This is a genomic window from Actinokineospora guangxiensis, from assembly GCF_042657845.1.
Lineage (GTDB): Bacteria > Actinomycetota > Actinomycetes > Mycobacteriales > Pseudonocardiaceae > Actinokineospora > Actinokineospora guangxiensis.
Map to the genome: position 1 here is coordinate 144,754 of NZ_JBHSKF010000016.1, position 12,849 is coordinate 157,602.

Below are 12,849 nucleotides of genomic sequence, written 5' to 3' on the forward strand. Positions count from 1 at the left end.
CCGGCCGCCCGCGCCGGGCCGCGGTGTCCTCCTTCGGCATCTCCGGCACCAACGCCCACACCGTCATCGAGCAGTACCCCGCCCCGACCGCGCAGCAGCGGCCGGAGGCCGACGGGCCGTTCGCCTTCGCCGTGTCCGGCAAAGACCCGCAGGCGCTGCGCGCGCAGGCCGAGCGGATCGCCGCGCACGTCCGCGACAGCGACGACCGCCTGGACGACATCGCCGCCGCGCTGGCCACGACCCGTGCCGCGTTCCCGCACCGCGCCGTCGTCGTCGCGGGCGAGCGGGCCGAGGCCGCCGCCAAGCTGGCCGCGCTGGAGGCCACCACCGGGGTCGCCGAGCGCGGCGCGCTGGCCGTGGCGTTCGCCGGGCAGGGCGCGCAGCGGGTGGGCATGGGCCTCGGGCTCGCCGCCCGCCACCCCGTCTTCGCCGACGCGCTCGCCGAGGCCGCTGCCGCGCTTGACGCCGAGTCCGGCTGGTCCCTGCTCGACGTCCTCGCCGGATCGGCCGAGCGGCTGGAGCGCACCGAGCACGCCCAGCCCGCGCTGTTCGCCGTCGAGGTCGCGCTGTTGCGGCTCTACGAGTCCTGGGGCGCGCGGCCGGAGTTCCTGGTCGGGCACTCCGTCGGCGAGATCGCCGCCGCGCACGTGGCCGGGGTGCTGTCGCTGTCCGACGCCGCCCGCCTCGTGGTGGCCCGCGGCAGGCTCATGGGCGCGCTGCCCGATGGCGGCGCGATGGTGGCCGTCCGCGCGCCGGAGTCCGAGGTCGCCCCGCTGCTGACCGACGGTGTGTCCATCGCGGCGGTCAACGGAGCCGAATCGCTGGTCATCGCCGGCGTCGAGGCCGAGGTGCTGGCCCTCGCGGCGCGGCTGGAGGGCCGCAAGACCCGGCGGCTGCGGGTGAGCCACGCCTTCCACTCGCCGCTGATGGACCCGATGCTGGAGGACTTCCGCCGCGTCGCCGAGTCCATCGCCTACGGCCCCGCGTCGCTGCCGATCGTGTCCACCGTGACCGGTCGGGTCGAGGCGCTGGACTCCGCCGACTACTGGGTCCGGCAGGTCCGCGCCACCGTCCGCTTCGCCGACGCGGTCCGCGCGCTGGCGGGCGAGGGGGTCACCGCGGTCCTGGAGCTGGGCCCCGACGGCTCGCTGGCCGCCGCCATCGCCGAGACCGTCCCCGCCGCCGCCGCGCTGCGCCCCGAGCGCGACGAGTCCACCACCGCGCTCACCGCCCTGGCGGCCCTGCACGTCGCGGGCATCCCGGTGGACCTCGCCGCCGCGGCCGGACCGCACGCCCGGAGCACCGCGCTGCCCACCTCCGCCTTCCGCAAGCGGCGGTTCTGGCCGACCGTCACCGGCTCGGCCTACGACCTCGGCGCGGTCGGCGTCGACCGGGCCGAGCACCCGCTGCTCGGCGCGGCCGTCGACCTGGCCGACACCGACAGCAGGCTGCTGACCACCCGCATCACCACCACCGCCCACCCGTGGCTGAGCGGGCACGTCCTGGCAGGCGTGCCGCTGCTGCCCGGCTCGGCGATGGTCGAGCTGGCCATCCGCGCAGGCGACGACCTCGGCTGCGACACCCTGGACGAGTTCGTGCTGCTCGCCCCGCTGCCGCTGCCCGCCTCCGGCGGGGTGGCCGTGCAGGTGCGCGTCGGCGCGGCCGACGACCGCGGCGTGCGCCCCGTCACCGTCCACTCACGACCCGACGACGGCGCGGACTGGGCGCTCAACGCGACCGGCGCGCTCTCGGCCGCCGCCACCGAGCACCCCATCGAGTCGCCCGCCTGGGACACCGAGTGGCCGCCCGCCGCCGAGCCCGTCGCCGTCGAGGACTTCTACGCCCGCTGCCTGGCCGAGGGCGCCGACTACGGCCCGGCTTTCCGCGGCGTGCGCGGCCTCTGGCAGCGCGACGGCGAGGTCTTCGCCGAGGTCGCCCTGCCCGAGGGCCTCGACCGCACCGGCTACGGCCTGCACCCGGCCGTGCTCGACGGCGTCCTGCAGACCATCTCGCTGACCAGCGTCGGCACCGCCGCAGGCCGCGTCCCCTACCTGTGGACGGGCACGCGCCTGCACGCCGCCGGGGCCGCCGGACTCCGCGTCCGGCTGACCCCGACCGGGCCGGACTCGGTCACCGTCACCGCTGTCGACCCGTCCGGCGCGCCGGTGCTCACCATCGCCGACCTGACCGTCCGAGCGCTCGCCACCGGCCCGGTCTCCGGGGATTCGGCGCTGCGCGTGCGTTTCTCGCCGATCGCGGGGGAGCACCCGCCGCCGTCGGGCTCGGTCGCCGTGCTCGGCGCGGACCGGCACGGGTTCGCGGGCGCCGTCGTGGCTCCCGACCTGGCGACCGTCGCCGCCGACGTGCGCGAGGGCATCCCCGCGCCCGCCGTCGTCGTCGTGCCCGTCCCGCCGTCGGCGGACCCGCTCGCCGCCGCCCACGCCGACACCGCGCGGGTGCTCGGTGTGCTCCAGGAATGGCTCAGCGGCACCGAGTTCACCGACTCCCGCCTGGTCGTGACCGTGTGGGGCGAAGGCTCCCCGTCCTCCGGCGCCGTGCGCGGCCTCGTGCGCTCGGCGCAGACGGAGAACCCGGACCGGATCAGCCTCGTCGTGCTGGAGCGGCCCGACACCGAGTCACTGCTGGCCGCCGTCGCCACCGGCGAGCCCGAGGTCGAGGTCCGCGCAGGCGTCCCGCACGCCCGCCGCCTCGTCCGCGCCCCGCTCGCCCCCGCCGACCACCAGGTCACCGGCCCCGTCCTGATCACCGGCGGCCTCGGCGGCCTGGGCGCGGTCCTCGCCCGGCACCTCGCCTCCGCGCACGGCGTGCGCGAGCTGGTGCTCACCGGCAGGCGCGGACCCGACACCCCCGGGGCGGCCGACCTGGTCGCCGAGCTGGCCGACCTCGGCGCCCGCGCCACGGTCGTGGCCTGCGACGTCGCCGACCGGGGCGCGGTCGCCGCCGTGCTCGCCGCGCACCCGGTGAACGCCGTCGTGCACGCCGCGGGCGTCCTGGACGACGGCGTCCTCACCGCGCTGACCCCCGAGCGGCTCTCCAGGGTGCTCTCGGCCAAGGCTGACGGCGCGTGGCACCTGCACGAGCTGACCCGCGAGCTGCCGCTGTCGGCGTTCGTCCTGTTCTCCTCGCTGGCGGGCACGACCGGCGCGGCCGGGCAGGCCAACTACGCCGCCGCCAACGCCTTCGTCGACACGCTCGCCGAGCGCCGCCGCGCCGAAGGCCTGCCCGCGGTCTCCCTCGCCTGGGGTGCGTGGGACATGGCCGACGGCATGGCGGGCGGGCTCACCGCCGCCGACCGCCAGCGCATGGCGCGGGCGGGCCTGCCGCCGCTGACCGCGGAGCGCGGCCTGCGCTGGTTCGACGCCGCGATCGCCGGTGACGAGCCGGTGCTCATCGCCCAGGAGGTCAACGTCCGGGCGCTGCGCGCGCTGCCGTCGGTCGCCCCGCTGCTGCGGGAACTCGCGCCGGTCGTGACCAGGCGCTCGGCGTCCGGCGCGGCGGACAAGTCCGAGCTGGCCGCGCAGCTGGCGGGCAAGCCGGACGCCGAGCGCGCCCAGGTCGTGCTGGACCTCGTCCGCGCGCAGGCCGCCGCCGTGCTCGACCACGACGGCCCGGCGGGCATCGGGGCCGAGCGCGCCTTCCGCGACCTCGGCGTGGACTCGCTGACCGCTGTCGAGCTGCGCAACCGCCTCGGCGCGGCCACCGGCCGCACCCTGCCGACGACGCTGGTCTTCGACTACCCGACCCCGCGCGCCCTCGCCGACTTCCTGCTCGCCGAGCTGGACGGCGCGACCGTCGTCATCCGCCAGAGCGGCGGCCCGGCGCGCAGCACGGAGGACCCGATCGTCGTGGTGGGCATGGCCTGCCGCTACCCGGGCGGCGTCCGCACGCCCGAGGAGCTGTGGCGGCTCACCGCCGACGGCGTGGACGCCATCACCGGCTTCCCTGCCGACCGCGGCTGGGACATGCCCGAGCTGACCCGCGACGCCTACGTCCGCGAGGGCGGCTTCCTCGCCGGGGCCGCCGAGTTCGACGCCGCGTTCTTCGGCATCTCCCCGCGTGAGGCGCTGGCCATGGACCCGCAGCAGCGGCTGCTGCTGGAGGTGTCCTGGGAGTCCCTTGAGCGCGCGGGCGTCGACCCCGCCGCGCTGCGCGGCACCCCGACCGGCGTGTTCGTCGGCGCCAGCTCGCAGGACTACGCGGGCGTGCTGCTGCACTCCGGCGTGGACGTCGAGGCCCACCTGAACACCGGCAACTCGGCCAGCGTGCTGTCCGGGCGCGTGTCCTACTCCCTCGGCCTGGAGGGCCCGGCGGTCACCGTCGACACGGCGTGCTCGTCGTCGCTGGTGGCGCTGCACCTCGCGGCGACCGCGCTGCGCCAGGGAGAGTGCTCGATGGCGCTGGCGGGCGGCGTGACGGTGATGTCGACGCCGCTGGAGTTCATCACCTTCAGCAGGCAGGGCGGCCTCGCCGCCGACGGGCGCTGCAAGGCGTTCGCGGCCGGGGCCGACGGCACCGCGTGGTCTGAGGGTGTGGGCATGCTGGTGCTGGAGCGGCTCTCGGACGCCCGGCGCAACGGGCACGAGGTGCTGGCGGTCGTGCGCGGGTCCGCGGTGAACCAGGACGGCGCGTCGAACGGGCTGACCGCGCCGAACGGGCCGTCCCAGCAGCGGGTCATCCGCGCCGCGCTCGCCTCGGCGGGCCTCGCGCCGTCGGATGTGGACGTGGTCGAGGCGCACGGCACCGGCACCGCGCTGGGCGACCCGATCGAGGCGCAGGCGCTGCTGAGCACCTATGGGCAGCAGCGGGACACCGCGCTGCTGCTGGGGTCCATCAAGTCCAACATCGGCCACACCCAGGCCGCCGCCGGGGTGGCCGGCGTGATCAAGATGGTGGAGTCGATGCGGCGCGGCACCGTGCCGCCGACCCTGCACGTCGACCGGCCCACCCCCGAGGTCGAGTGGACCGCGGGCGCGGTCGACCTGGTGACCGACGCGGTGAGCTGGCCGGAGACCGGGCGGGCGCGGCGCTCGGCGGTGTCGTCGTTCGGCATCTCCGGCACCAACTCGCACGTGATCCTGGAGCAGGGCCCGGACCCCGCGCCCGCCGCCGAGGCCGCCGCCCCGGTGGCCGCGACGCCGTGGGTGCTGTCGGCCAAGACCCCGGCCGCGCTCGCCGCGCAGGCCGCGCGGCTCGGCGCCGTCGACGCCGATCCGGCGGCCGTCGCGGCGGCGCTGGCCGGGCGCAGCCGCTTCGAGCACCGCGCCGTCGTGCTGGCCCCCGATGCCGAGAGCCGGGCGCGGGCGCTGTCGGCGCTGGCCGCGGGCGGGGCCGACGCCGCGCTGGTGACCGGCTCGGCGCTCGACACCCAGCCCGTGGTGTTCGTCTTCCCGGGGCAGGGCGCGCAGTGGGTCGGGATGGCCGTCGACCTCGTCGGGGAGTCCCCGGTGTTCGCCGAGCGGCTGCGCGAGTGCGACGCGGCGCTGTCGGCGTACGTGTCGTGGTCGGTGCTCGACGTGCTGTCCGACGCCGATGCCCTGGCGAAGGTGGATGTCGTGCAGCCCGCTCTGTGGGCGGTGATGGTGTCGCTGGCCGAGGTGTGGCGGTCGCTGGGTGTGGAGCCCGCCGCCGTCGTCGGCCACTCGCAGGGTGAGATCGCCGCGGCCGTGGTCGCGGGTGCGCTGTCGCTTGAGGACGGTGCTCGGGTTGTCGCGCTGCGCAGCAGGGCGATCGCGGAGGTGTTGGAGGGTCACGGCGGGATGGCGTCGGTGGCGCTTCCTGCCGCTGAGGTGGAGGTGTTGCTGGAGCGCTGGGAAGGGCGCGCGGGTATCGCCGCTGTGAACGGCCCCGGCGCAGCGGTGCTTTCCGGTGAAGTCCAAGCACTGGACGAGATCGTGGCCGAGTTGGTGGCCAAGGACGTCCGGGCGCGGCGCATCCCGGTCAGCTACGCCTCGCACTGGCCCGGCGTGGACGCCATCGCCGAGCGGGTGCTGGCCGACCTCGCGCCGGTCGCGCCCCGGGAGGCGCGGATCGCGTTCTACTCCGCGCTCGACGGCGCGCGGGTCGACACGACCGCGCTGGACGCCGCCTACTGGTTCCAGAACCTGCGCGAGCGGGTCAGCTTCCAGCGCGCCGTCGAAGCCGCCCTCGCCGACGGCCACGGTGTGTTCGTGGAGATCAGCCCGCACCCCGTGCTCGCGCTCAGCGTGCAGGAGACCGCCGGGGCCGACGTCGTCGTCACCGGGTCGCTGCGCCGCGACGACGGCGGCGCGCTGCGGCTGGTCCGCTCCGCCGCCGAGGCGCACGTGCGCGGCCTGCCCGTCGACTGGGCGGCGCTGTGCCCGTCGCGCGTCCGCGCCGAGCTGCCCACCTACGCCTTCCAGCACGAGCGCTTCTGGCCGCCGCTGCCCGAGCCCGCGGGCGACCGCTGGCGCTACCGGGTCACCTGGCGCGCGGTCGACTCCGACCCCGGCCGCCTCACCGGCCGCTGGCTCGTCGCCGTCCCCGCCGACGACCCGGACCCGGCCTGGACCGCCGCCGTCACCGCGGCCTTCCCCGACCCGGCCGTCGTCGCCTTCGACACCGCCCGGCCCGACCGCGACGGCTACGCCGAGGCGCTGCGCGCCGCCGGGGGCGAGTACACGGGCGTGTTCTCGCTGCTCGCCGTCGACGACCGCGCCTACGGCTGCGCCCCGCGCGGCCTGACCGCCACGCTGTCGCTCGCCCAGGCGCTCGGCGACGCCGGGGTGGGCGCCCCGCTGTGGAACGGCACCCGCGCCGCGCACGCCGTCGTCCGCGCCGACCGGCCCGCCTCGCCCGACCAGGCCGCCGTCTGGGGCCTCGGCCGCGTCGTCGCCCTGGAGCACCCCGAGCGCTGGGGCGGGCTCGTCGACCTCCCACAGGACCTCGACGCCCGGGCCGCGACCACGCTCGCCGGGTTCCTGGCGGACCCGCGCGGTGAGGACCAGGTCGCGGTGCGCCGCTCCGTCGTGCACGGCCGCCGCTTCGAGCGCGCTCCCGACACCCCCGTTCCCGACCGCGCCACCGCGCCCGGCACCGTGCTCATCACCGGCGGCACCGGGGCGCTCGGCGCGCACGTCGCTCGCTGGAAGGCCGCCGAAGGCGCCGCGCACCTCGTGCTCGCCAGCAGGCGCGGCCCCGACGCTCCCGGGGCCGAGGCCCTGCGCGCGGAGCTGGAGGCCGCGGGCGCGCGGGTCACGATCACGGCCTGCGACCTCGGCGACCGCGCCGCGCTCGCCGCCCTGGTCGACGGCCTGCCCGAGCTGACCGACGTCATCCACACCGCCGCCGCCCTGGACGACGCCACGGTCGACGCCCTCACCCCCGACCGCGTGTCCGACGTGCTGGCGGTCAAGGCGCGCGGCGCGTGGCACCTGCACGAGCTGACCCGCGAGCGCGACCTGGCCTCCTTCGTCGTGTTCGGCTCCATCGCGGGCGTCTTCGGCGTCCCCGGCCAGGGCAACTACGCCCCCGGCAACGCCTACCTCGACGCGCTCGCCGAGCACCGCGCCGCCGAGGGCCTGCCCGCGCTGTCGGTGGCGTGGGGGCCGTGGGCCGAGGGCGGCATGGCCGACGGCGAGGTCGGCCGCACCGCCCGCAGGCACGGCTTCGCCGAGATGGACCCCGAGCGGGCCGTGGCCGAGCTGCGCGCCGCGCTGGCCGCCGGGCTGCCCGCGGTCGCCATCGCCGACGTGCGCTGGGAGCGCTTCGGCACCGCGTTCACCGCGGGCCGGGCCAGCGCGTTCATCGCCGACCTGCCCGAGGTGCGCGCCCTGGCCGCGGCGGGCGCGGCAGCCGCCCCGCGGCAGGAGGCGGCCGTCGGCGGGTTCGCCGCGACGCTGGCGGGCAAGCCGCGCGCCGAGCAGGACGCGGCCGCGCTGGCCGTCGTCCGCGAGCACGTCGCCGCCGTGCTGGGCTTCACCGCCCCCGGCGACGTCGGCGCCCGCAGCCCGTTCCGCGACCTCGGCGCGGACTCGGTCACCGCGCTGGAGCTGCGTAACCGGCTCAACGCCGCGACCGGGCTCACGCTGCCCGCCACCGTGGTCTTCGACCACCCCAGCCCGCAGGCCCTCGCCGAGCACATCCGCGCCGAGCTGACCGGCGCGGACACCTCCGGCGAGACCACTGCGGCCGGGACGGCCGGACCCGCCGACGAGCCGATCGCCATCGTCGGCATGGCCGTGCGCTTCCCCGGCGGGGTCGCCACCCCGGCCCAGCTCTGGGACCTGCTGGCCGACGGAGGCGACGCCATCGGACCGCTCCCGGTCGACCGCGGCTGGAAAGTCCAAGGAAATGCCTACTCGGCCTTGGACGAGAGTGGGCGGATGTACGCGCTGGAAGGGGGGTTCGTGCACGACGCAGCCGAGTTCGACCCGGCCTTCTTCGGCATCTCGCCCCGCGAGGCGCTGGCGATGGACCCGCAGCAGCGGCTCCTGCTGGAGACCACGTGGGAGGCGTTCGAGGACGCCGGGATCGTCCCCGACACCCTGCGCGGCACCCGCACGGGCGTGTTCGCGGGCACCAACGGCCAGGACTACGCCACCCTGCTGCGCGACGCCGACGCCGAGGTCGGCGGGCACGTGGGTGTGGGCAACAACGCCAGCGTGCTCTCCGGCCGCGTCGCCTACACCTTCGGCCTGGAGGGCCCGGCGCTGACCGTCGACACGGCCTGCTCCGCGTCGCTGGTCGCCCTGCACACCGCCGTGCGGTCCCTGCGGTCCGGGGAGAGCACCCTGGCCGTGGCGGGCGGCGTCACCGTGATGGCCACCCCCGGCGTGTTTGGCGAGTTCGCCCGCCAGGGCGGGCTGGCCCCCGACGGCCGCTGCAAGGCGTTCTCCGCCGACGCCGACGGCGCCACCTTCTCCGACGGCGCGGGCGTGCTCGTGCTGGAGCGGCTCTCCGACGCGCTGCGCAACGGCCGCCGCGTGCTGGCCGTCGTGCGCGGCACCGCGGTCAACTCCGACGGCGCGTCCAACGGCCTCACCGCCCCCAACGGCCAGGCCCAGCAGCGGGTCATCCGCGCCGCGCTCGCCGACGCCGGGCTCACCCCGGCCGACGTCGACGCCGTGGAGGCGCACGGCACCGGCACCGCGCTCGGCGACCCGATCGAGGCGGGCGCGCTGCTGGCCGCCTACGGCCGCGACCGGCGGCACCCGCTGCTCATCGGCTCGGTCAAGTCGAACCTGGGCCACACCCAGGCAGCCGCGGGCGTCGCCGGTGTCGCCAAGGTGGTGCTGGCCCTGCGCAACGGCCTGCTGCCCGCCACCCTGCACGCCGACGAGCCGACCCCGCACGTGGACTGGTCCTCGGGCGCGGTCGAGGTCCTGGCCTCGGCCCAGCCGTGGCCGGAGACCGGCGCGCCGCGCCGGGCCGGGGTGTCGTCCTTCGGCATCAGCGGCACCAACGCGCACGTGATCATCGAGCAGGCCCCCGAGAACCCCGAGGCCCCCGAGACCGTGGGCGCCGACCCGGCCGTGCACGTGTGGCCCCTCTCCGGAACCACCGGCGCCGCGCTGCGTGCCCAGGCCGCGAAGGTCCGCGCGCACCTGCTCGCCCACCCCGACCTGCCACTGGCCGACGTCGGCCGCACCCTCGCCGCCGCCAGGACCGCGTTCGCCCAGCGCGGCGTCGTCGTCGGCGCCGACCGCGACCGGCTCCTCGACGGCCTGCGCGCCCTCGCCGATGGCGACGGCGTGACCGGCGCGGCCACCGAACCGGGCGGCGTCGCCTTCCTGTTCACCGGCCAAGGAGCGCAGCGGCCGGGCATGGGCCGCGCCCTGCGCGCCGCGCACCCGGAGTTCGCCGAGGCCTGGGAGGCCGCGGCCGCCGCGCTCGACCCGCACCTGTCGCGGCCGCTCGAGGAGGTCCTCGACACCGACGACGTGCACCGCACCGAGTTCGCCCAGCCCGCGCTGTTCGCCTTCGAGGTCGCGCTGCACCGCCTCGCCGAGTCCCGCGGCCTCGTCGCCGACGTGCTCGTCGGGCACTCCGTCGGGGAGATCGCCGCCGCGCACGTCGCCGGGGTGCTGACCCTGGAGGACGCGGCCCGGCTGGTCGCCGTGCGCGGCAGGCTGATGCAGGCGCTTCCAGCGGCGGGCGCGATGGTCGCCGTCCGGGCCACCGAGGCCGAGGTCACCCCGCTGCTCGGGTCCGGTGTGGACCTCGCCGCGGTCAACGGGCCGGACTCGGTCGTGCTCTCCGGCGACGCCGACGCCGTGCTCGCCGCCGCCGCGGGCTTCGCCGAGACCAAGCGGCTGACCGTCTCCCACGCCTTCCACTCCCACCTGATGGAGCCGATGCTGGCCGAGTTCGCCGAGGCCATCGCCGACACCGCCTTCGCGCAGCCGCGCGTCCCGCTGGTGGCGACGGCGCGCAGCGAGCACCCCGTCACCAGCCCCGCGTACTGGGTCGACCAGGTCAGGGGCGCGGTGCGCTTCGCCGACGCGGTCGCCTCCCTCGACGCCCCGCTCGACAGGGCGGTGTTCGTGGAGATCGGGCCCGAGGGCGTGCTGACCGCGATGGCCGCGGACTGCCTGCCCGAGCGGACCGCCGTCGCGCTGGTGCGCGGCGAGCGGGAGGCCGAGGCCGCCGCCGCCGCGTTCGGCAGGCTGTTCGTCGCCGGAGTGCCCGTGGACCTCTCCGCCGGGCTCGGCGACGGGCCGCGCGCGGAGCTGCCCACCTACGCGTTCCAGCGCAGGCGGTTCTGGCCCGAGACCACCGACGCCCCGGCCGCCGACCCGCGCGACGCGGCGTTCTGGGCCGCGGTCGAGAACGCCGACGCCGCCGCCATCGCCGCCGAACTGGGCGCCGACGCCGACGCGCTCGCCGGGCTGCTGCCCTCGCTGGCCGCGTGGCGCAGGCGCGCCGCCGAGGCGGGCGAACTGGACGCCTGGCGCTACCGGAGCACCTGGCAGCCCGTCGCCGCCCGGACCGGCGTGCCGTCCGGGACCTGGCTGGCGGTCCTGCCGTCGGACGTGGAGTCCGCTGCCGAGTCCGATGTGGTCACTTCGCTCGGCTCCCTGGGCGTCGCGGTGCGCACGGTCGTCGGCTCCGACGACCGCGGCGTGCTGGCCGAGCGGCTGCGCGCCGCCGGACCGGTCGACGGCCTGCTCGGCATCGCCCCCGCCGGCGACGCCGCCGCGGCGCTCATGGCGGTCGCCGCGCTGGTGCAGGCCGCCGGTGACGCGCGGGTGGCCGCCCCGCTGTGGTGGCTGACCCGCGGCGCGGTCGCGGTCTCCGACGGCGAGCTGCTCGCCGACCCGGCGCAGGCCGCGGTGTGGGGCGTCGGCCGGGTGGCCGCGCTGGAGCACCCGGACCGCTGGGCGGGCGTCATCGACCTCCCGGAATCACTGGACGCGGCGGTGGCGGGCAGGCTCGCCGCCGTGCTCGCCGACGCCGACGGCGAGGACCAGCTGGCCCTGCGGGCGGGCGGCGTGTTCGGCCGCAGGCTCGCCCCGGCCCCGGCCCGCGCGGGTGTCCCCGACTGGCGGCCACGCGGCACCGTGCTGGTCACCGGCGGCACGGGCGCGCTCGGCGCGGCCGTGGCCCGCCACCTCGCCAGGACCGGAGCCGAGCACGTGGTGCTGCTCGGGCGGCGCGGCGGGCAGGCGCCCGGCGCGGCCGACCTGCGCGCCGAGCTGGCTGCGCTCGGCGCGGACTCGACCTTCGCCGCCTGCGACGCCGCCGACCGCGACGCGCTGGCCGCCGTGCTCGCCGCCATCCCCGCCGAGCGCCCGCTCACCGCCGTGTTCCACGCCGCGGGCGTGCTCGACGACGGCGTCGTCGCGGGCCTGACCCCGCAGCGCTGCGCCAGCGTCCTGCGGGCCAAGGTGGACGGCGCGCTTGCCCTGCACGAACTGACCGGTGACCTGGACGCATTCGTGCTGTTCTCCTCGTTCGCGGGCACCGTGGGCGCGGCGGGCCAGGGCAACTACGCCGCGGCGAACGCCGTGCTCGACGCGCTCGCCGAGCGCCGCCGCGCTGACGGCCTGCCCGCCACCTCGGTGGCGTGGGGCCCGTGGGCGGGCGCGGGCATGGGCGTGCAGGACGCGGCCACCGCCGAGCGCCTGCGCCGCGGCGGGTTCACCGCGCTCGCCCCGGACCGCGCCGTCGCCGCCCTGTGGCAGTCGATCGCCCAGGGCGAGGCGGCCGTCACCGTGGCCGACATCGACTGGGCGCGGTTCGTCCCCGGCTTCACCTCCGCCCGACCGAGCGCGCTGCTGACCGGCGTCCCGGCGGCCCGGCCGCTGCTGGCCGCCGCCCGCGGCGCGGCCGAAGACGCCGACGCCTGGCACGGCAGGCTCGCCGCCGCCGACCCGGCGGGCCGGGCGAAGCTGCTGCTCGACGCGGTCACCGCGGCCACCGCGCAGGTCCTCGACCAGCGCGCCGAGGAGGTCGAGCCCGCGGTCGCGTTCAAGGACCTCGGCTTCGACTCCCTGATCGCGGTGGAGTTCCGCAACCTGCTCGCGGGCCGCACCCGGCTCGCGCTGCCCGCCACGCTGGTGTTCGACCACCCCACGCCGCAGTCGGTCGCCGAGTACCTCGACGCCGAGCTCGGCGGCGCGGCGGCGGGCGGGGCGGCGGCCTACGCCGAACTGGCGAAGGTCGAGGCGCTGCTCTCGGCGGTGCCCCAGGGCGACGAGGCGCGCGCGGCGATCGGCAGGCGGCTCAAGGCGCTCGTGCGCGCCTGGGACGGCTCCGCGCACGGCGGGGCGGGCGGCGGCGCGAACACCCATGCGAACACCGACGACCTCGGCTCCGCGACCGCGGAAGAACTGTTCGACCTCCTAGACGACCTCGGGAAGTGAGTCC

General features: G+C 77.6%; 1 protein-coding gene (only partly in view). It reads left to right on the top strand.

The window, feature by feature from the left end:
• Positions 1-12,845, top strand: the final stretch of a protein-coding gene (locus ACFPM7_RS25425; RefSeq protein WP_378250293.1) for a type I polyketide synthase. The gene continues 16,129 nt to the left of window position 1, outside the view; only the last 12,845 of its 28,974 coding nucleotides appear in the window; its start codon lies off the left edge, out of view; the stop codon is at positions 12,843-12,845.
• Positions 12,846-12,849: the final 4 nt, after the last annotated feature.